This window comes from Achromobacter aloeverae, from assembly GCF_004121055.1.
Taxonomy (GTDB): domain Bacteria; phylum Pseudomonadota; class Gammaproteobacteria; order Burkholderiales; family Burkholderiaceae_B; genus Bordetella_C; species Bordetella_C aloeverae.
The window spans coordinates 661238-680596 of sequence record NZ_PYAL01000002.1 but is presented as its reverse complement, the minus strand read 5'-3'; the positions used below and the strand labels follow the sequence as shown (position 1 = coordinate 680596).

Genomic DNA, 19359 nt, shown 5'->3' with positions numbered 1-19359 from the left:
GCGATCGGCTACAGCGATTGGCCACGGCCACCGTCCAGCTCTCGCTCGATTTCCCCCAGCGTGTCCTCGAACTCGCGCAGCACAGCTGCAAGACGAGGCAGCAGTTGCGCGCAATCCTTGGCGTTGGCGGGTTCGGCGGCGGCCTGCTCCATCGCCTTCTCCAACTGGGCGCAGGTGGTGAGCACGGGCCAATGGCCCAGCATGCTCAATGCCCCCACGCTGCGATGCAGCCAGCGCGCCGCCTGGTCGTAGAACTGCTCGCACAAGGGCCCGCGCGCCTGCGCCAGGTCGTCGTGCAACATCTGCACGGATTGCAGTGCAAAGCGTCGCGCCGTCAACGCATCGCCAAACTGCGATTGCAAGCTATCGAGATCCAGGCCGCGCATCGGCGCAAGCGGGCCGGCCGCGATCATGGGCACCTCGCCGTGGTCGGGAACGCCGGGGATGGCTGGAGCCAAGGCGCCGAGCGCCGCCCCCTCGGACGTAGACGCCGTCCCGGGCAACCACTCCATCAACATTTCACGCAATGAGTCCAGCTTGATCGGCTTGTACAGGCACGCATCGATCGCGTCGCAGATGGCGGGCGCCGGCATGGCGCGCTCGGCCGTCGCCGTCATGGCAACGATAGGCATGCGCGGCCCCGCACCCCGCGCCGCTTCGATTTCACGCCACGCGCGCGCCAATTCCCCCCCGTTCATGGGCGGCATCTGGCAGTCGGTAAGCAGTAGCGCATAGCTGCCTTGCCGCAAGGCCTCCAACGCCGAGGGCGCATCCTCCCTGACTTCGCAGGAATAGCCCAGCGTCATCAACTGGCGCCGCACCACTTCGCGATTGATTGCGTGATCGTCCACCACCAGGATGGGGCCCCCGCTGCCGGGCGAAGCGCCCGCCGGCAGCGCTCCGCCGACCCACGCCCGGCCCACGCCATCGCCATCGCCATTACCAAGTTCGCCGCCGCTGTCTCCAGGCGCGCGAACATCCGCGGCGGTACGCGCGGCCACTGGCGACCGCCGCGCCGGCGCGTCCCCCCGACTGGACAGGCTGTCGACATCAAGCTCCAGCGAGGCGGCCGGCTCCGGCGGCCCGGCGGTCACCACGAAGCGGCAGGTGAAGGTGGCCGTGGTCCCGCGCCCGGGCAGGCTGTCCAACTCGATGGCGCCCCCCATCAGGACGGCCAGGCGGCTGCACACCGACAACCCCAGCCCCGTCCCGCCATAGTGGCGGCTGGTGGCGCCGTCCGCCTGGCGATAAGGCGCCATGACGTGCGCCAGCTTGTCGCGGGGAATGCCGATGCCGGTATCGCTGACGGTGAAACGCACCCATTGTTCGCTGGCGCTGCTGCGATCCACCGATACCGTCAACGTCACCTGCCCCTGGTGCGTGAACTTGGCCGCGTTGCTCATGAGGTTGGACAGGATCTGCCGGATGCGCAGCGGATCGCCCAGCACTTCGCCGCTGACGTTCGCGTTGACGCGCAGCGACGTGCGCACGCCGCGCCGCCGCGCCGGCTCGCCTATCACCATGACCACGCTATGAACGATGGCGCGCAGGTCGACCGGCACGGATTCCAGGCTCATGCGATTGGCCTCGGCCTTGGAAAAATCCAGCACGTCGTCGAGGATCTGCAGCAAGGCATTGGCCGCGGTGTCCACCGCGGTCAGCATCTGGCGCTGTTCCTCGTCCATCGTGCCGCGCCGCAGCAGGTCCAGCATGCCGATGATGCCACTGAGCGGCGTGCGGATTTCATGGCTCATGGTGGCGAAGAAGGACGCCTTGGCCAGCGACGCGCTGTCGGCCAGGTCGCGCGCGGCTTCCAGCCGCAATTCCGCGGCGCGCCGGCGTCCCACCTCGCGTCGCAACTGGACATAGGCCAGTGACAGCACCACCGCGAAGGCCAGCACCAGTACCATCGCCGGGAAGATTTCACGCCAGAACACCGCCACGGGGATGGCCTCGTCGAGCAGCGGACCCGGCGCCGGCGCGTACGCGGCCACCCCCAGCGTCAACTCGCCGCGCGGGGGCGTCGTCGTGATGCCGCCGGACGCCGCGGACGCAGCCCCCGCGAACGTCAGCGCGCAGATGAGGCTGGCAAGGACGGGAGTGAGCGGACACGGCTTGCGCTGCAGGCCTGGCAATTTCATGGACATGGGCGTTGGAGACGCGGCAATCGAGTTTAGCAATCGCTGCCGCGCTGCCCCGAATCTCTTCTTTTGCCGAACGTCGTCATTGTTTTGGATAACGTAGCTATGTAGCGGCAGGCCCCCCCGCCGTTCCGTCATCGCCCCGCCTTCCGCCCCCTGTGCCGCCCGTCATGCGTTTTACGCCAACGCGTGCCCCACTGTCGCCAGATCACCCACGCCAGCCCCCGGCCCCACCCGCAACTCATGCGTATGGAAGCGCGCCAGCGCATCGCGATGCGCCACGCTGATGATGGCGGTCCGCGGCAGTTGCTTCACCAGCGCCTGGTACAGGTCGTTCTCCATATCGCCATCGAGCGAGGAAGTCGCTTCGTCCAGGAACAGGAATGCGGGCTTGAGCAACAAGGCGCGCGCGAACGACAGGCGCTGCTTCTCGCCGGGGGACAGGCGCTGCCCCCACGCATCGCGCGCATGCAGCAGTTCCACGTAATCATCCAGGCGACAGTCGCGCAATACGCGCGCGCAGTCCGCGTCGTCATGATCGTCGGCGTGGTCGGGGTAGCACAGCGCATCCTTGAGCTCGCCGTCCGGCACATAGCTGACCTGCGGCAAGAACAGCGCCAGCCGCGCGTCTCCCATGCCGGTCCGGTCCGGCATGGTGACCTCGCCGGCCGCGTGGGGCCACAACCCCGCCAGCGTCCGCAGCAGCGTGCTCTTGCCGCTGCCGGACGGCCCGCGCACCAGCCAGCGCTCTCCCGGCTGGATGTCGAAGTCCGCCGGCACGGCGAGCGGCCGGCCATCGGGTCGGCTGACCCGCAAGCCGGCCGCGCGCACTTCGGCGCCGTCGGCCAGGCGCAACCCGCTGTGCTCGGGTTCGTCCAGGCGCCAGCTGAATTCACGCAGACGATTCACCGTGGCGCGCCAGTCCGCCAGCGTCGAATAACTGTTGATGAACCATGAACAGGCGGTGCTGACCTGGCCGAAGGCATCGTTCAGCCGCATGAGCACGCCGATGGTGAACGCTCCCGCGAAGTAGCGCGGGGCCGCCGCCATCATCGGAAAAATCAGCGCGGCCTGTCCATAGATGGAACTGGCCAGCATGAGGCGCTTGGTATAGCGCATGACCTCGCGCCAGTTGGCGCGTATCGCGCCGAACGCCACGCGCGCGCGGCTGCCTTCGATGGCGCCGCCCTCGTAGAACGCGATCTGCTCCGCGTTCTGCCGCAACCGCACCAGCAGCACCCGGAAATCCGCCTCCACGCGCTGCTGCCGATAATTGACGCCGACCAGCCCGCCGCTGACCTTCTGGATGATCCACGATCCCACGACGGCGTACGCGATGGCCACCCACACCATGTAGCCGGGTATCCCGACCCCATGGCCGAACAGCGTGAAGCTGAGGGTCCCCGACAATATCCAGAGTATGGTCACGAAGGAAAAGAACGTGACCACGGTCGACAACAGGTCCAGCGACAGGGCCAGGGTATTGGACGCCAGGCTGCGCAGGTCCTCGGCGATACGCTGGTCGGGGTTGTCGAAGGTATGGTCCCGTTCCAGCCGGTAATAGGTGTCCCCGCGCAGCCAGCGCGCCAGATAAACATCCGTGAGCCATTGCCGCCAGCGGAATTCCAGCCCCTGCCGCACATAGATCTGCGCGGTGGACATGAAAATGAACAGGAACGCCAGCACGGTGAACACCAGCAGCAGGTGCTTGAACGCGGGGAAGTCGTGTTTCTCGATGGCGTCGTAGAAACTGGCGAACCACGTGTTGATGCGGACATTGACGTACACGATGCCCAGGTTCAACAGCACCACCAGCAAGAGCATGCCACGCGCGCGATGCCGTTCCTCGGAAAACCAGTAGGGCTTGATCAAGGCCCAGCTGCCGGGCGCCTGGGCGCCGAGCCGTCCCGGGCCCGCAGCGCCGCCTCTTTCCTGAATGGAGGCTGAATTCATCGTGTCATCCTGAAGGTCTCGTCAGCGGGTATGACCGCCCGCGAGGACTTAGGTTTCACGATTTCCTGACGGCCTCTCGGCCGGCCGTCGCCATGGACCCGTGGCGGACCGGCGTCGCGGATCCTGCCTCGTCGCCCTACCCGGCAGCCAACGGCACTTCCGGCTTGCCGGCCGACCGCGATCCCGGCCGCGGTCGCGTGGTGGCCGCATGATAGGTATGCACCACCGACAATTTCACCGCGTCGCTCTGGTTGCGACCCGCCGCATGCAGCGTGCGGCAATGGAAAAACAGCACATCGCCCGGCTCCAGCGCCGGCGAGATCGCCTGGTCGATCAAGGCCTGGTTCTCGGGCAGGTCTTCGCGCAGGAATTGCACCGCGTCGAAACGCTCGGGCGCCAGGTTCATGGCATGGGACCCCGGCACCAGCCAGAGCGCGCCGTTGTGGCTGGTCTCCGGTCCCAGCGCCAGCCACGTGGACACCAGGTCCTCCTTGTCGAAGGACCAATAGCGAATGTCGCGGTGCCAGCCGGTCAGGCTGCCATAGCGCGGATGCTTGGTCATGACGCAGTTGTGATGCGCGCGCGACAGCACCACGGGTTCACCGAAATACGCCCGCAGCGACGCGGCGATCGCCGGATCGGTGGCCCAGGCGGCGTAGGCCTCGTCGCGCGCATAGGCATCGAGCAGGCGCCGGACGGTGCCGCCGCCCTCCGCGTTGCGCGAGGACGGCGCGCCCGGATAGCGCAAATCGGCCTCGTATTCGAGCGGCGCCCGCGCCTGCGCCAGTTGCGCCTCGGACAACTGGCGCAAGGCCTCGCGACGTTCGGGGGACAGGAAATGCTTGGCGATGACAAAACCCTGCTGGCGCAGGGTTTCGATTTGGGAGGCATTCAACGGCGACATGGATACTGCCCGGCGGGGAATAATGGCTTATCGATTTTACGTTCCCTTTCCCCATTTACCCAGGGAACGCACCCGCCGCGCGCAAAATAATCGACCGATGTCCTGCCGCCGGCACAGGCTTAGAACAGCCCCCCGAAGACCAGCCCGGCCACCGCCCCGCCCAGCAGCAGCCACAGCGGATGCAGCTTGGTCCGCCATCCCAGCAGCGTCGATGCCAGCGCGATGAGCAGCAGCAGCACGTTGGTCACCGATGCCACGGTGATCAGGACGCCGCTGGCCGCCACCAGCCCCACGGTCATGGGAAAGATTCCCTGCTGCGCCACGATGCGCCACGGCCGGTCCTTGAACTTGTCCCACAAGCGCAGGACCAGGATGGTCACCACCGCCGGCGGCACGAACTTGGCGGCGCTGGACACCAGCATGCCGGACCAGCCCTCGACGTGCCAGCCCACCAGCGGCACGATCATCAGGTTGGGCCCTGGGGCGGCCTGCGCCAGGGCGAACAGCGACGTGAAGGTCTCGGCGCTCATCCAGTGATGCACGTCCACCACCTGGCGCTGCATTTCGGGAAGTATGGTCATCCCGCCGCCGAAGGAAATCAGCGCCAGCTGGGCGAACAGCGTGAAGAGGTCCCACAGGGTCTGTATCACCGAACTCATCGACGCAGCCTCCACGTTCCCAGGATGCTCAGGGGCGTCAGCACCAGCATGGTCGGCACCAGCGGCAGGCGCAGGATGGCGATCGCCACGAAACAGGCCACGACGATCACCGCGCCCCAGGCGCTCTTGAGTATGGGCTTGCCAATCTTCAGCGCCATCGACAGCACCAGGCCCGCGGCGGCGGCCGCGAGGCCGGCGAACAGGTGCCGCACATGCGGGTCATGCTGGTAGTGATCGTAGACCACGCCCAGCGCCAGCACGACGATGGTGGGCACCAGGACAAAGCCCGTCAACGCGAGCACCGCGCCGACCACGCCCCGAAAGCGCATGCCCAGCGCCACCGCCAGGTTCATGATGTTGCCTCCCGGCAGGAACTGGCACAGGCCCAGCATGGTCGTGAATTCATCGCTGGACAGCCATCGGTGCTTCTCCACCACCATGCGCCTGACCAGCGGCAGCGCGCCGCCGAAGGCGGTCATGCCAAGGACGAAGAAGCCCCAGAAAAGTTGGCTCAGTGTGGGTGGCGGCGCCAATTCGGCATCCGGAGTGGGGGCTGCGGGACTCATGCCGGCGGGCTTCCTTGCGCGGTCAGGGGGAGAAACTAGTCTTATGTATTATATAAGACCCGCGGGAAATTTCGATATTCCACGAGGGAAAAATCGACGCTCGCGCATTGACATGCAGACATCATGACGTCATGATGTCTGCATGACTTTCCCGCATGAGCATGAGCAACAACACGGCCCCCGCTACGCGGCGGTCGAAACCGCCCTGGCCGCCGAGATCTCGACGGGCAGCCTTCCCCCGGGCAGCCAGCTTCCCCCCGAAGACCGCTTGATCGACCGGTTCGGCGTCAGCCGGACGACGGTACGCAAGGCGATCGAGCGCCTGGTGGCGCGCGGGCTGGTGGAAATCCGGCGTGGCAAGGGCACGTTCGTCGCGGCCCCCCGGATCACCCAGGAACTGACCGAGCTGACCGGCTTCGTCGAGGACATGCAGGCGCTCGGCCGCACGCCGACCGCCCGGCTGCTGGACAAGCGCGTCGTGGCGGCCGATGCGCGGGTCGCGCGGCAGCTGGCCCTGCCGGCTGGCACCCTGGTCATGCGGATCCAGCGCGTGCGCCTGGCCGATGGGGTCCCCGTGTCGTTCGACGACACCTATCTGCCGCGTGAGATTGGAGAAAAGATCGTCACTCACGACCTGGACGCCGAACCCATTTTCGCCTTGCTGGAAGGCAGGTACAGCCTGCCACTGATCGGCGCGGAATACAGGCTCGAAGCGGCCATCGCCACGGCGGATGTCGCGCGGGCCCTTGCCGTCGAACCGGGCAGCGCGATTTTCCTGGTCGAGCGCACGTCCTATACCGAGGGGGATCGTCCCATCGACTACGAAAAGCTGCACTATCGCGGCGACGCGATCAGCTTCGTGACCCGGCTGGCCAGGCATCCGCGCGTACCCTCGCGACGCGAGGCCTGAAGCATGGCGATCCCGTGGCTCTTCGTGGCCGCCTTTGGCGCCAGCGCCCTCGGCGGCGTGCTGGGCATGGCCAGCGGCATCTTCATCGTGCCTATCCTGACGCTGCTGTTCGACATCGACATCCATGTCGCGATCGGCGCGAGCATCGTATCGGTCATCGCCTGCTCCTGCGGCAGCGCGGCCCCCTTCCTCAAGGGCCGCCTGACCAATATCCGGCTTGCCATCGTGCTTGAATCGGCCACCACGCTGGGCGCGCTGACCGGCGTGTTCCTGGTCGGCATCGCCTCTACCTCGTTTCTCTATGGCCTGTTCGCCGTGGTCCTGGCGGTATCGGCGCGGCAAATGCTGTCGCGGCGGCACGAGGCCGTGGGCTTGGGCGTGGACGCGCCGGTCGCGAACAGTTGGGCGACGACGCTGGGCCTGCACTCCAGCTATCCCGACCCTCGGTCGGGACGGGAACTGGCTTATCGGGTCGGCCGCGTTCCGCTCGGCCTGGCGTTGATGTATGGCGCGGGCTTGATATCCGCGTTGCTGGGGATAGGGTCCGGCGTGCTGAAGATTCCGGCGATGGATACCGCGCTGCGGCTGCCCATCAAGGTATCGTCGGCGACCTCGAACTTCATGATCGGGGTGACGGCGGCGGCCAGCGCCGGTGCGTATTTTGCAAGAGGCGACATCGACATCGGCATCGCCGGTCCCATCGCGCTGGGCTCGGTCATCGGCTCGCTGGCCGGTGCGCGCTTGCTGATGTGGCTGCCCGCCGACAAGCTGCGGGTCTTTTTCGTCGTCGTTCTTGCGCTGCTGGCGGTCCAGATGTTCCTTAGCGCGTTCGGCATCGAACTGCCGCGGGGAGGCGCATGATGCCGGCCTCCACGCCAGCCTCCTCGTCCGGCATTCGCGGAAACCGGGAGTGGATCATCGCCCGCTTGCTCTGGTACGGAACCGGGGTCGCCTGCGTGCTGATCGCCGCGGGCCTGCTGGTGGCGGCCGCGCCGGCCTCCATCGCGCTCGCGTTCCCGGTGACGGGCCATGCGCTGATGAAAGCGGGCGTGGCGGTATTCATTCTTCTGCCCATGGCCCGCGTCGCGCTGATGCTGGCCCTCTTCCTGCGCGAGCGCGACTACACCTACGCGATGATCGCCGCGCTCGTGCTGGGCATCATCGCCGCCGGCATCGTCGTGGGCGCCTGAAGGCGCCCCAGGGCAAAAAGCCCGGTGGCAAGCCTCGATGCCCCTCAGGGCGTTGCGGATCCGGCTCCGCCGGTCCGCCAACGCGCCCCCTTGAGGGGGCCCGCGTAGCGGGTACGGGGTGGGCTTCCTTCAATCCGCCTGGATGTGGGCGGCCTTGATCACCCGCGACCACTTGGCCGTTTCCGCGTCGACGAACTTGCCGAAGTCGGCGGCGCTGCCCGGCGTCGCCGAGGCGCCCAGCTCCGCCAGGCGGGTCTTCACCGTCGCGTCCGCCAGCGCCTGATTCAGCGCCGCGTTGAGCTTTTCGATCACGGGCGCCGGCGTGCCCTTGGGCGCGTTCAGGCCCCACCACACGGTGGCTTCCGAATTGTCCAGGCCCAGCGACTTCACGGTGGGCACGTCGGGCAGCAGCGCCGCCGGCTTGTCGTCCATCACGGCCAGGGCGCGCATCTTGCCCGACTTGATGTGGGCGATGACTTCCAGGGGATTGATGGCCATGAACGAAATACGGCCGCCCAGCAGGTCGGTGATGGCCGGCGCGCCGCCCTTGTAGGGCACGTGCAGCGCATCGAACTTGCCGGCCGCCTTGAGCAGTTCGCTCGCCAGGTGGCCCGAGCTGCCATTGCCCGCCGTGCCGAAGGTCAGCTTGGTCGGATTGGCCTTGGCGTAGTCGATCATTTCCTTCAGGGTCTTGAACGGCGAGTCGGCCGCCACCACCACGACCAGCGGCGCGTAGCCGATGGCGCCGACCGGCACCAGGTCCTTGGCCGGGTCGAAAGGCAGCTTGGCGAACAGCGACGCATTGCTGGCCAGCGACGGCGACGAGGTCAACAGCGTATAGCCGCCGGCCGGCGCGCGGGCCACCAGGTCCATGCCGATATTGGTGGCGCCGCCCGGGCGGTTGTCGACGATGATGCTCTGCTTGAGCGTGTCGCCCATTTTTTGGGTGATCAGGCGGCTGACGATGTCCACGGCGCCGCCGGGCGCATAGGGCACCACCACGCGGATGGGCTTGGAAGGATAGCTGTCTTCAGCGTGGCTCAGGGCCGGAGCGCCGGCGGCGATCAGGGCGGTGGCCAGGCCGAGTCCGCGAATTAGTCGTGCGAGCGCGCGGCTGCGTAGCATGATTTCGTCTCCATGGAGCGGTAAGGATTTTTAGTTGGGCTTGATGGTGCCCGCGACGACTGATATCGTCCAATACTTTTTCCAGCGCCAACTAATAGGATTTGCAGATAACCCATGGACTTTCGCCAGTTGCGCTACTTCGTCACCGTCGCGGAAGAGCTGAGTTTCAGCGCCGCCGCCCGTCGCCTGCATATCAGCCAACCGCCCCTCAGCACACAGGTCAAGGCGCTGGAAGACGAACTGGGGACCGAGCTGCTGGCCCGCAACAAGCGCAATGTCGCCCTGACCGAGGCCGGCCGGCTCTTCCTGGACCAGGCTCGTCGCGCCTTGCAGCACCTGGAGCGCGCCGGCGACGTGGTGCGCCAGGCCATACGGGGCGAAGCAGGCGAGATACGGATCGCGTTCACCGCCTCCGTGCCCATGTTCGAAGCCTTTCCACGCCTGGTGCAGGACTTTCGCGGCCGCCATCCCGCGGCCCGGGCGGACCTGATCCACATGTCCACGGGTCAGCAGTTGCAGGCCCTGGCCGAGAAAAGCATAGACGTGGGCTTCCTGCGTCCGTCCACCCTGTTCTGCCCGCCCCCCAATATCCGCGTACTGCGGCTATGGCGCGACCGCCTGGTGGCGGTGCTGCCCGCCGGCCATCGCCTTGCCGCGGAGCAAGCGCCGCTGCCGCTGGCCGCGCTGTCCGACGACACCTTCATCCTGTTCCCGCGCGGGCTGGGCTGCGGCCTGTTCGAGCACGTCACGGTGTTGGCCAGTCGCGCCGGATTCGCGCCTCACGTGGGCCAGGACGCGCGCGAAGGCGCCACCATCATCGGCCTGGTGGCCGCCGGCATGGGCATCTCCATCCTGCCGGAAACCTATGCCAAGACCGGCATTCCGGGCGTGGTTTACCGTCCTCTGGAGACCAGCGATGCCGCCAGCGAGATCCTGCTGGCGCACCGGGCCGACGACCCGTCGCCCCTGCTGGCGCGTTTTTTCGCCATGGCCGCCGCCGGCGACGGGCATGCCGCCGCCTGAACGCCGGCCGCCTGGGCCGCCCCGCGGTGCGCAGCCCTACTTCGGGGTGCCGAAAAGCGTGATGGTATGGTCCGTCAGCGTGTAGCCCATTTCGTCGGCGATCTTCTGCAGCCGCTTCTCGATGAGGGGGTCGAAGAATTCCTTGACCTCGCCCGTCGTGGTGCTGACCAGGTGGCCATGGTGGCGCTCGCCATCGTTCAATTCGTACACGGCCTTGTTGCCGCCCAGCTGGCTGCGCTGGAGCAAGCCGGCATGCTCGAACTGGGTGAGCACCCGATACACCGTTGCCAGGCCCATTTCGACGCCGTCGTTGATCAACAGCCGGTACACGTCCTCGGCGCTGAGATGACGCTGTTCGCTGTTGCGGAACAGGTCCAGGATTTTCATGCGGGGGAATGTGACCTTCAGGCCGATTCCCTTCAGATCCACCGCGTCGCTCATTTGTATCTCCGCGTAATCGGTGCTGGCATCGGTCGCCACGCCGACCGTCCGCCAGTATCCATCGAAGCCGGCCGCCGCACCAGCCGTTTATCCGGCCAGTCCCCGGCGAGTCCCCATTTAATGGCATGATGCGCCATGGCCGCCCGCCCTTTCCCGCGCCGCGGCGCGCACCGGCCGGCGCCACACGGGCACCTACACGGGAACTCCATGAATTCGACTTCGCTGCACTACCGTACTTTCCTCGCCCTGCTGATTGCCGTATCCATTGCCTTCGGCTGGATCATGTGGCCGTACTACGGGGCAATTTTCTGGGGCACCATCCTCGCCATCATCTTCGCGCCGATGCAGCGCCGGCTGGTCGCCGCGCTGGGCAAGCGGCGCAACCTGGCCGCGCTCATCACCCTGCTGCTATGTATCGTGCTGGCCATCCTGCCGGTGGTCGTCATTACCGGCTCGCTGGTGCAGGAAGGCACGATGCTGTACCAGCAGGTCAAGTCCGGCGACCTGAATTTCGGCGCCTATTTCGAACGGGCCGTATCCGCCCTGCCGCCGTCGGTCCACAGCATGCTGGACCGCTACGACCTCAGCGACATCCGCAGCCTGCAGCAGAAGCTCAGCGCGGGCGCGGTGCAGGCCAGCCAGTTCCTGGCGACCAAGGCGTTCAGCATCGGCCAGGACACCTTCCAGTTCGTGATCAGCTTCGGCATCATGCTTTACCTGTTGTTCTTCCTGCTGCGCGACGGCAGTTCGCTGTCGCGCCGGGTGACGCAGGCGATACCCATGAGCGAGGCCTACAAGCAGCATCTGGCGCGCAAGTTCACCACCGTGATCCGCGCGACGGTCAAGGGCAATGTCGCCGTGGCCGCGACCCAGGGCTTCCTGGGGGGCCTGGCGTTCTGGGTGCTGGGGATCCAGGGCGCCTTGCTGTGGGGCGTGCTGATGGGCTTCCTGTCGCTGCTGCCGGCCGTGGGCGCGGCGCTGATCTGGGTGCCGGTGGCCGCCTATTTCCTGCTGACCGGCGCGCTGTGGCAAGGCATAGGCCTCACCGCCTTCTGCGTACTGGTCATCGGCATGGTGGACAACATCCTGCGGCCCATCCTCGTGGGCAAGGACACCAAGCTGCCCGACTGGCTGGTGCTGATCTCGACGCTGGGCGGCATGGCGCTGTTCGGGCTGAACGGCTTCGTCATCGGGCCCCTGGTGGCGGCGCTGTTCACCGCCGTGTGGGACCTGTTCGCGTCCGATGGCCAGTCGCTGCCGTCGGGCGAGGTGCTGGACGCCGGCATTCCGACCCCGCCCGAGGACGAGTAGCGGCCGGCCTCTACGCCTGCCAGGGGAAGTCGATGAGGTCGCCGTACAGGCGTCGCAAGGTCGCCTTGACCTCGGCCGACTGCTGGTAGATGGCGATGAACTTCAACAAGCGCGCATCCTCCGCCCGGTTCGGCAGCGTCACCCAGCGGATGGCGTAGCGCCGCACATTGACGGGGTCGTTGTTGTCGAAGGCCAGTCCGTCCTTCTCGTCCAGGCCGCCGTGCTTGGCGAAGGTCGTGTAGGTGACGGACGCGGTCACGTCGTCGAAGGTGCGCGACGCCTGCGAGCCCTCGATCGATACGAACTTCAGCTTGTGCGGGTTATCGGTCACGTCGAGCAACGTGGCCTTCTCCGCGACGCCGTCTTTCAAGCGGATGAGGCCCATGGCCTGCAATAGCAAGAGCGCGCGGCCGGTGTTCACCGGATCGGCCGGGATACCGATGGACGCGCCATGCGGCATTGCATCGCCACGCTTGAGCTTCTTGGAGAACAGCCCGATGGTGGTCGAGTAGCCATAGGCGATCGGCACCAGGTTCTGGCCGCGGCTCTTGTTGAACAGGTCGAGAAAAGGCGCGTGCTGGAAGTAGTTGACGTCCAGCGAACCTTCGGCGACGCCCACATTGGGCATCACCCAGTCGCTCAGTTCGACCAGCCTGGCCTGCACGCCCTGCTCGCGCGCCTGGGCGATGGCGATTTCGGTGGCTTCGTTGGCGACGCTGGGTATGACGCCTATGCGCAGCGGCGCATTCTGCGCCCGCGCGCCCCGCGTCGCGGTCAGCAAGGGCAAGGCGGCGGCCGCGCCCAGGGCGGCCAGCACACTGCGGCGTACGTGCCGGTCCCGCGTCATGCGGCCTCGCCGTCCTGCGGCACGGGGGTGTCGCCGCAGGGATGGAATTCCCCGGTTTCCGGATCGCGCACGAACAGCAGGCCGGTGGCGACGCCGAAATAGGCGCCGTGCAACTGCAGTTCGCCGCGCTGCACGCGCTGGCGGATGTAGGGAAAGGTCATCAGGTTGTGCAGGCTGTGCTCGACCACCGCCAGCTCCAGCAGCCGCAGGTCGCCGGCGCGATCCTTGCCCGAGAACTTCAGCTGGTTCGCGGTACTGCTGATCTGCGACATCCACTTGCCGATGAAGTCGCCCTTGGCCAGCGGTTCGGCGTCGTCGTAGTAGGACCGGATGCCGCCGCAGGAGGCATGGCCCATCACCACGATGTGCTTGACGTTCAAGCCGTTGACCGCGAATTCGATGGCCGAACTGGTGCCGTGGTAGTGCGAATCGGGCTGATACGGCGGTACCAGGTTGGCGACGTTGCGCAGCACGAACATCTCGCCGGGACCCGCGTCGAAGATCAGCTCGGGGGCGACACGCGAGTCACAGCAGCCTATCACCATGATTTCCGGATTCTGGCCTTTCTCGGCCAACTGGCGGAAGCGGGTGCGCTCGGCCGGGAAGCGACCGGACAGGAAGGCCTGGTAGCCCGAGGAAAGACGATCGGGAAAGGAGGAGATTGTGCTCATGTCAACGACCTTGTTGTAGCGGACCCGGAGGTACCAGATGGGCCACATTTTACCGGGCCGCCCGCTTATCGGCCGCAAAAGCCCGAACGGCGGGCGGGTTGGGCTGGGCGCCAAGCCGGGTTGGGTCGGGGTTGGGTCGGGGTTGGGTCGGGGTCGGCAGCGTTCAAGCCGGGTCCGAGCCATTAAAATCGCGTCATGTCCCCTGTCCGTACTCCCTCGGCCACTCCGCGCGACGCTCCGCCCTCGGCGGATGGGACGGCGGCGGGTCGCCCGGAGCCCGGCCATCCGGCATCGGGCCTCCGCGAATCAGGCCACGAAGACTCGGGCCACCATGGATCCGGATCCGGCCACCTGTTCGGCGATCCGGAGCATGAAGCGCCCTGGGACGAGGTCATCGCACCGGGCGCTGTCCTGCTGCGCCGCCATGCCTGCGCCCAGGCCGACGTCCTGGTGGCCGCGGCCCGCGTGGTCGTCGCCGCCGCGCCGCTGCGCCACCTGGTCACGCCGGGCGGCCAGACCATGTCGGTGGCCATGACCAACTGCGGCGAGTGGGGCTGGGTCTCGGACCGCCGCGGCTACCGCTACGACCCCGTGGACCCGGCCAGCGGCCGCCCCTGGCCGCCCATGCCCGGCATCTTCCTCGACGTGGCGCGTGGCGCCGCCCTTCGCGCCGGCTATCCCGATTTCGCGCCGCAGGCCTGCCTGATGAACCTGTACCGCCCCGGGACGCGGCTGACCCTGCACCAGGACCGGGACGAACTGGATCTCGCGGCGCCCATCGTATCGATTTCCCTGGGCCTGCCGGCGATCTTCCTGTTCGGCGGCCTGCAACGCAGCGACCGGGCCCGCCGCTTTCCCTTGCAGCATGGCGACGTGGCCGTCTGGGGCGGGCCGTCGCGGCTGGCCTTCCATGGCATCGCGCCCCTGGCGGCGGGGCATCATCCCGCGACGGGCGCGGTGCGCTTGAACCTGACCTTCCGCAAGACGCGCTGACAACGGCGCGCGCTCACCCGCGCGGATGGTGCTGGGCGTGCAGGGTCTTCAGGCGCTCCCGCGCGACGTGGGTATAGATCTGCGTGGTGGAGATATCGGCGTGGCCCAGCAGCAACTGCACCACCCGCAGGTCGGCGCCATGGTTCACCAGGTGCGTGGCGAAGGCATGGCGCAGCACGTGCGGGGAGATGGGCGCATGTATGCCGGCCTCTTTCGCGTAGCGGCCGATGATCAGCCAGAAGTTCTGGCGATGCATCCCCTCGCCCCGCACCGTCAGGAACAGCGCGTCCGACGGCCGCCCCTTGGACAGCAGCGGCCGCGCCTCGCGCACGTACCGGTCTATCCAGTGCGCGGCCTCGGCGCCCAGCGGCACCAGCCGGTCCTTGCCGCCCTTGCCGCCCACCACGCGCACCACGCCTTCGTTCAGGTTGACGTCCAGCAGCGACAGGCCGATCAGTTCCGAAACGCGCAGGCCGGTGGCGTACAGGATCTCCAGCATGGCCTTGTCGCGCAGGCCCAGTTCAGTCAGGGCTTGCGGCGCCGCCAGCAAGGCCTCGACCTGGGCCTCGCTCAGCGTCTTGGGGCTGCGCATGGGTTGCTTGGCGGAACGCACGGACAAGCAGGGATCCTCGGCCACCAGGCGTTCGCGCATGGCCCATTGGAAATAACGCCGCAAGGCGGCCAGGCGGCGGTTGGCGGTGGTCGGACGGGTGTCGCGATGCACGGCGGCGAACCAGGCCTCGATGTCGCCGGCCTGCGCCTGCGTCAAGCCGCGGCCAGCATGATCCCGCAGCCAGACGTCGAAGCTGGCCAGGTCATTGCGGTAGGCGTTCAGGGTGTTGCGCGCCAGGCCGTCCTCCAGCCACAACGCATCCAGGAAATCCGCGATACCCGGATCGACGTCGGTGCGGCTCTGGATGGACGGAACAGTTGCGGCGCCGGCCGAGGCATCCGCCGGGATATCCGCCATCGTCATGCCGCCGGCGCCGCGCCCACGCCGGCATCGCTGTCGTTGGCGGCTTGTTGGCGCCGGTTGCGCTCCAGCCAGGCGTTGTAGCCACCGGCCAGCGCCCAGGTATTGCGATAGCCGGCCTTCTTGAGCTTGGCGGCCAGGACGGCCGCCGAGATTTCATCCGGACACGCGCAATAGACGACGATGCGCGCGTCCAGCGGCCAGGCATGGGGCTGGGTGACGATGGGATCGCGGGGATCGAACATGATGGCGCCCGGCATGGGGTCCTCCCCCCCGGCGCGCACGTCCAGCAGCACCACGTCGCAACCGTCTTCCCGGGCCGCGCGCCAGGCGTCCAGCTCGTCCAGCGTCACGCGGGGCACGTGGCTCAGGTGCGCGATGGTGAACCGGCGGCGGAACACGCGGTAGGCCAGGTACAGCGCCAGCACGACGCCCAGGGCGCCCAGCCCATAGCCGCCATAGCGGCCCAGCGTATCCAGCACCTGTCCCAGCATGTCATTGAAGACGGCGCCGATGATCATGGCCGACCCGGCCCACAGCACGGTGCCGGCGGCGTCGAACGCCAGGAAACGGCGCATCGGCAGGCGCGTCAGGCCGGACATCACCGTGGACAGCGCGCTGGCGCCCGGCAGGAACTTGGCCACCAGCAGGATCGCCGGACCGGTGCGCAGGTACAGCGACTGCGTCTGGCGGATGCAGGAATCGCGCGACAGCGAAACGCGGCAGACCGTGCCCAGCAAGCCGCCGCCATAGCGCTTGCCACCGTGGTACCACGCGCTATCCGCGATCAGGCTGCCCACCACCGCGGCCAGCAGCACCGCCTGCCAGGCCATGTCGCCATGCACGGCCATGGCGCCCGCGACGATAAGGATAGGATAAGCGGGCAGCGGCAGCCCCGCCTGCTCCAGCAGGACATTGGCGAAAACCAGCAGCGGCCCGTAGTCATGCAAGAGGGTCTGGATGTCTTTCACGGCAATCTCGATACACTTCAATGCCCGCGGCCGGCCCGCGTCTGTCGACATGGAACCGGCCGCGCCGGCGGCGCGCCGGCACAGGCCGGGGCACGCCGCCACCATACCGCATAATTGGGGGCGCGCCGGTGGATTTTCAACCGGCCTGGTCTCGGATTCAAGCAGGGAGCGTCATGCGCCGCTACATCTTCCTCATCCGCATCATCGTCATCGGGGTTCTGGCCCACGCCTACGTGGGCGCCCGCCTCATCCCCGATATCCCGTTCAGTCCGGCGGCGCGCTGGGGCGCCGCCCTCTTCCTGCTGGCGTCCTGCCTGGTGATTCCGGCCGGCTTCCTCAGCCGCCGCCTGCCGCGGCGGTTCTCCGAGGTCTTCGGCTGGATAGGCCTGCTGCTGATGGGGTATTTCTCATCGCTGTTCGTCCTTACGCTGCTGCGCGACCTGTTCCTGCTGGCGATATGGATCGCCGGCATCGCGGGTGGGCGGCACCTGCCGGGCGCCGGCACCTTGGCCGACACGGCCGTCGCGGTGCCCCTGCTGGCGCTGGCGAGCAGCCTGGTGGGCCTCTACAACGCGCGCCGGCGGGCGCCGGTGCGGTCGGTGGACGTGCCGATCGCCGGGCTGCCGGCCGCCCTGGAGGGTTTCACCATTGCGCAGATCACGGACGTGCACGTGGGGCCGACCATCAAGCGGCGCTACGTCGACGCCATCGTCGATGCCGTGAACGGCTTGCACGCCGACCTCATCGCCGTCACCGGCGACGTGGTGGACGGCAGCGTGGCCCGCCTGTCCGCCCACACCCGGCCGCTGGGCCGGCTGCAAGCGCGCCATGGCGCCTACCTGGTGACCGGCAATCACGAGTACTACTCCGGCGTCGAGGCCTGGGTGGCCGAATTCGAGCGGCTGGGCCTGAATGTGCTGCTGAACCGCCACGTGGTCATCGACCATGGGGGCGCGCGGTTGGTGGTGGCCGTGGTGACCGACTACGGCGCCGGGGCCTACGACCCCGCGCAGGAAAGCGATCCGGAAAAAGCCCTGGCGGGCGCGCCGATGGACGCCAACGTGCGCATCCTGCTGGCGCACCAGCCTCGCACGGCCTTCGCCGCCGAGCCGGCGGGCTACACGCTGCAACTGTCCGGCCACACCCATGGCGGCCAGTTCCTGCCCTGGAATTTCTTCGTCCGCCTGCAACAGCCGTTCACGGCGGGCCTGCGCCGCCTGGGGCGGCTATGGGTCTACACCAGCCGCGGCACGGGGTATTGGGGCCCGCCGAAACGGGTGGGCGCGCCGTCGGAGATCACGCGCATCCGGCTGGTGGCCGGGCGCTAGGGGCGCTAGTCCGCCTCGCCGCCCGGCGTCGTCGGCAGATGCAGCCGGCCGGTGTGGTAGTCGTAGCCGTAGACCTCCCCGTACCGGCCCCACTCCACGGCCACCTTGAGCACGCGCTCGGCCTCGTCCGGCTTGAGGAACTCCTCCAGCATGTCCAGGAACTGGCGCTCGGGCAGTTCGCCCGTGGTCTCCTGCTCCAGCGAATGCCGGATGTTGGCGGCCAGCGGAATGTGGGCCAGCAACTGGCGTCCGAACAGCTCCTGGCGTTCCTGCTGGTCCGCGCCCGCATAGCGCCGGCCGTCGGCCGTCAGCGTGATATCGCCATGCTCGACCAGCGCCAGGCCCAGCAGGCCCAGGGCCTCGTAGGCGGGGAACAGGTCCTCGTCCGGCAGGCCGGCTTCCTCGGCCAGGCGCGGCAGGTCGGCGCGGCCGTTGAGCGGCGGCTCGGCCAGCAGCTCCAGCACTTCCTCCATGCGGCCGACGTTGGCGTCGGGCAGGCGGTAGCCATGGTGCACTTCCGGCGCCGGCGCGCCGGTCGTGGTCGCGGGCACGGGACGCGCGGTCATCAAGCCGTAGACCTGGTCGACCAGCGCGCGCACTTCGGCCGAGTCGGCATTGCGCGGACGCGGCAGGTTGACGCGGATCTCGTCACGCACGCGGCCCGGGTCGCTGGCGAAGATCAGGATGCGGTCGGCCATCATGACCGCCTCCTCGATGTTGTGCGACACCACCAGGATGCCGCGCGTGCTGATGCGGCGCTCGTCCCATAGCTCCAGCATGTCGTCGCGCAGGGTCTCGCCGGTCAGCACGTCCAGGGCGGAAAAGGCTTCATCCATCAGCAGCACGTCGGGATCGGTGGCCAGGGCGCGCGCGATGCCCACGCGCTGGCGCATGCCACCGGACAATTCGCGCGGCAAGGCGCCGCCGAAACCCGCCAGGCCGATCAGCTCAAGGGCATTCTCGGCGCGCTGCTCGCGCTCGGCCAACGACACGCCTTGCGCCTCCAGGCCCAGGGCCACGTTCTGCCGCACCGTCAGCCACGGGAACAGCGCGAAGGACTGGAACACCATGGCCACGCCCGACGCCGGTCCGTACAAGGGTTGGCCACGGTAGCTCACCTGCCCCTGGTCGGCCGGGATCAGTCCCGCCATGATGCGCAGCAGCGTCGACTTGCCCGATCCGGACTTGCCCAGCAAGGCCACGATCTCGCCATCCCGCAACTGGAAATCCACGTCCTCAAGCACCGAGCGGTTGGTGCCGTCCGCGGTCTGGAACATCTTGCTGACCCCGCTCAGGTCCAGCAGGAAACTGGCTTTGCCGTTCATTGCCCTACTCCCTCGCCGGCGGCCCGCA

Annotated in this window: 19 protein-coding genes; 7 read left to right on the top strand and 12 right to left on the bottom strand. The window is 67.8% G+C overall.

Annotated elements, in window-relative coordinates:
* Positions 1-8: 8 nt before the first annotated feature.
* The 5 genes from C7R54_RS09930 to C7R54_RS09910 all read right to left on the bottom strand — a co-directional run bounded on the left by C7R54_RS09930 (position 9) and on the right by C7R54_RS09910 (position 6223).
* Positions 9-2141 (bottom strand): ATP-binding protein, encoded by a 2133-nt coding sequence (locus C7R54_RS09930; protein WP_192903627.1) that lies wholly within the window; start codon positions 2139-2141, stop codon positions 9-11.
* Positions 2142-2318: 177 nt separating this feature from the next.
* On the bottom strand, positions 2319-4094 hold the full coding sequence (locus C7R54_RS09925; protein WP_129150007.1) for an ABC transporter ATP-binding protein/permease: 1776 nt from the start codon (positions 4092-4094) through the stop codon (positions 2319-2321).
* Positions 4095-4230: 136 nt separating this feature from the next.
* Entirely contained in the window at positions 4231-4998 is a 768-nt protein-coding gene (locus tag C7R54_RS09920) for a phytanoyl-CoA dioxygenase family protein (protein ID WP_129150006.1), read from the bottom strand.
* A 119-nt stretch (positions 4999-5117) separates the two neighbouring features.
* The gene (locus C7R54_RS09915; RefSeq protein WP_377814423.1) at positions 5118-5648 is read right to left on the bottom strand and encodes a chromate transporter; all 531 of its coding nucleotides are present in this window, start codon (positions 5646-5648) and stop codon (positions 5118-5120) included.
* 5 nt (positions 5649-5653) lie between these two features.
* Positions 5654-6223 (bottom strand): chromate transporter, encoded by a 570-nt coding sequence (locus tag C7R54_RS09910; protein WP_129150004.1) that lies wholly within the window; start codon positions 6221-6223, stop codon positions 5654-5656.
* 142 nt (positions 6224-6365) lie between these two features.
* Here C7R54_RS09910 and C7R54_RS09905 point away from each other — a divergent pair, with 142 nt between their 5' ends.
* Genes C7R54_RS09905 through C7R54_RS09895 form a run of 3 tightly spaced genes read left to right on the top strand, consistent with a single transcriptional unit; the run spans position 6366 to position 8323 of the window.
* Positions 6366-7133, top strand: coding sequence for a GntR family transcriptional regulator (locus C7R54_RS09905; RefSeq protein ID WP_129150003.1), 768 nt, complete (start codon positions 6366-6368; stop codon positions 7131-7133).
* A gap of 3 nt (positions 7134-7136) precedes the next feature.
* Entirely contained in the window at positions 7137-7994 is an 858-nt protein-coding gene (locus C7R54_RS09900) for a sulfite exporter TauE/SafE family protein (protein ID WP_129150002.1), read from the top strand.
* A complete protein-coding gene (locus C7R54_RS09895; protein WP_240039453.1) occupies positions 7991-8323 on the top strand; it encodes a DUF1634 domain-containing protein in 333 nt (110 codons plus the stop codon). The genes C7R54_RS09900 and C7R54_RS09895 overlap by 4 nt, the downstream gene beginning before the upstream one ends.
* A 129-nt stretch (positions 8324-8452) precedes the next feature.
* Here the strand turns inward: C7R54_RS09895 and C7R54_RS09890 are convergent, their stop codons facing one another.
* Entirely contained in the window at positions 8453-9448 is a 996-nt protein-coding gene (locus C7R54_RS09890) for a Bug family tripartite tricarboxylate transporter substrate binding protein (RefSeq protein WP_129150001.1), read from the bottom strand.
* Positions 9449-9562: 114 nt separating this feature from the next.
* Here C7R54_RS09890 and C7R54_RS09885 point away from each other — a divergent pair, with 114 nt between their 5' ends.
* Positions 9563-10471: a LysR family transcriptional regulator gene (locus C7R54_RS09885; protein ID WP_129150000.1), complete on the top strand. Its 909-nt coding sequence runs from the start codon at positions 9563-9565 to the stop codon at positions 10469-10471.
* Positions 10472-10507: 36 nt separating this feature from the next.
* Here C7R54_RS09885 and C7R54_RS09880 read toward each other — a convergent pair whose 3' ends face one another.
* On the bottom strand, positions 10508-10912 hold the full coding sequence (locus C7R54_RS09880; protein WP_129149999.1) for a ferric uptake regulation protein: 405 nt from the start codon (positions 10910-10912) through the stop codon (positions 10508-10510).
* A gap of 207 nt (positions 10913-11119) precedes the next feature.
* Here C7R54_RS09880 and C7R54_RS09875 point away from each other — a divergent pair, with 207 nt between their 5' ends.
* Complete coding sequence (locus C7R54_RS09875) at positions 11120-12223, top strand: AI-2E family transporter (protein ID WP_129149998.1); 1104 nt, start codon at positions 11120-11122, stop codon at positions 12221-12223.
* Between the two features lie 10 nt (positions 12224-12233).
* Here the strand turns inward: C7R54_RS09875 and C7R54_RS09870 are convergent, their stop codons facing one another.
* A complete protein-coding gene (locus C7R54_RS09870) occupies positions 12234-13070 on the bottom strand; it encodes a MetQ/NlpA family ABC transporter substrate-binding protein (protein WP_129149997.1) in 837 nt (278 codons plus the stop codon).
* Entirely contained in the window at positions 13067-13741 is a 675-nt protein-coding gene (locus C7R54_RS09865) for a carbonic anhydrase (RefSeq protein WP_129149996.1), read from the bottom strand. The genes C7R54_RS09870 and C7R54_RS09865 overlap by 4 nt, the downstream gene beginning before the upstream one ends.
* Before the next feature lie 195 nt (positions 13742-13936).
* On the opposite strand from C7R54_RS09865, the gene alkB reads away from it, so the two are divergent.
* Entirely contained in the window at positions 13937-14734 is a 798-nt protein-coding gene (gene alkB / locus C7R54_RS09860; RefSeq protein WP_129149995.1) for a DNA oxidative demethylase AlkB, read from the top strand.
* A gap of 13 nt (positions 14735-14747) precedes the next feature.
* On the opposite strand, the gene xerD is transcribed toward alkB, so the two are convergent.
* Both xerD and C7R54_RS09850 read right to left on the bottom strand, forming a co-directional pair.
* A complete protein-coding gene (gene xerD, locus C7R54_RS09855) occupies positions 14748-15704 on the bottom strand; it encodes a site-specific tyrosine recombinase XerD (protein ID WP_129150463.1) in 957 nt (318 codons plus the stop codon).
* A 2-nt stretch (positions 15705-15706) separates the two neighbouring features.
* Positions 15707-16678, bottom strand: a complete 972-nt coding sequence (locus C7R54_RS09850; protein WP_240039452.1) for a VTT domain-containing protein — start codon at positions 16676-16678, stop codon at positions 15707-15709.
* 173 nt (positions 16679-16851) lie between these two features.
* Between C7R54_RS09850 and C7R54_RS09845 the strand changes: the two genes are divergently transcribed.
* On the top strand, positions 16852-18006 hold the full coding sequence (locus C7R54_RS09845; protein ID WP_129149993.1) for a metallophosphoesterase: 1155 nt from the start codon (positions 16852-16854) through the stop codon (positions 18004-18006).
* Between the two features lie 5 nt (positions 18007-18011).
* Here the strand turns inward: C7R54_RS09845 and C7R54_RS09840 are convergent, their stop codons facing one another.
* Positions 18012-19331, bottom strand: a complete 1320-nt coding sequence (locus C7R54_RS09840; protein ID WP_129149992.1) for an ABC transporter ATP-binding protein — start codon at positions 19329-19331, stop codon at positions 18012-18014.
* Between the last annotated feature and the right edge of the window lie 28 nt (positions 19332-19359).

Bases quoted from the DNA above. Each gene is read 5' to 3' on its own strand.
- C7R54_RS09930 (WP_192903627.1), bottom strand. From the start codon at position 2,141: ATGAAATTGCCAGGCCTGCAGCGCAAGCCGTGTCCGCTCACTCCCGTC.
- C7R54_RS09925 (WP_129150007.1), bottom strand. From the start codon at position 4,094: ATGAATTCAGCCTCCATTCAGGAAAGAGGCGGCGCTGCGGGCCCGGGA.
- C7R54_RS09920 (WP_129150006.1), bottom strand. From the start codon at position 4,998: ATGTCGCCGTTGAATGCCTCCCAAATCGAAACCCTGCGCCAGCAGGGT.
- C7R54_RS09910 (WP_129150004.1), bottom strand. From the start codon at position 6,223: ATGAGTCCCGCAGCCCCCACTCCGGATGCCGAATTGGCGCCGCCACCC.
- C7R54_RS09905 (WP_129150003.1), top strand. From the start codon at position 6,366: ATGACTTTCCCGCATGAGCATGAGCAACAACACGGCCCCCGCTACGCG.
- C7R54_RS09900 (WP_129150002.1), top strand. From the start codon at position 7,137: ATGGCGATCCCGTGGCTCTTCGTGGCCGCCTTTGGCGCCAGCGCCCTC.
- C7R54_RS09895 (WP_240039453.1), top strand. From the start codon at position 7,991: ATGATGCCGGCCTCCACGCCAGCCTCCTCGTCCGGCATTCGCGGAAAC.
- C7R54_RS09890 (WP_129150001.1), bottom strand. From the start codon at position 9,448: ATGCTACGCAGCCGCGCGCTCGCACGACTAATTCGCGGACTCGGCCTG.
- C7R54_RS09885 (WP_129150000.1), top strand. From the start codon at position 9,563: ATGGACTTTCGCCAGTTGCGCTACTTCGTCACCGTCGCGGAAGAGCTG.
- C7R54_RS09880 (WP_129149999.1), bottom strand. From the start codon at position 10,912: ATGAGCGACGCGGTGGATCTGAAGGGAATCGGCCTGAAGGTCACATTC.
- C7R54_RS09875 (WP_129149998.1), top strand. From the start codon at position 11,120: ATGAATTCGACTTCGCTGCACTACCGTACTTTCCTCGCCCTGCTGATT.
- C7R54_RS09870 (WP_129149997.1), bottom strand. From the start codon at position 13,070: ATGACGCGGGACCGGCACGTACGCCGCAGTGTGCTGGCCGCCCTGGGC.
- C7R54_RS09865 (WP_129149996.1), bottom strand. From the start codon at position 13,741: ATGAGCACAATCTCCTCCTTTCCCGATCGTCTTTCCTCGGGCTACCAG.
- alkB (WP_129149995.1), top strand. From the start codon at position 13,937: ATGTCCCCTGTCCGTACTCCCTCGGCCACTCCGCGCGACGCTCCGCCC.
- xerD (WP_129150463.1), bottom strand. From the start codon at position 15,704: ATGGCGGATATCCCGGCGGATGCCTCGGCCGGCGCCGCAACTGTTCCG.
- C7R54_RS09845 (WP_129149993.1), top strand. From the start codon at position 16,852: ATGCGCCGCTACATCTTCCTCATCCGCATCATCGTCATCGGGGTTCTG.
- C7R54_RS09840 (WP_129149992.1), bottom strand. From the start codon at position 19,331: ATGAACGGCAAAGCCAGTTTCCTGCTGGACCTGAGCGGGGTCAGCAAG.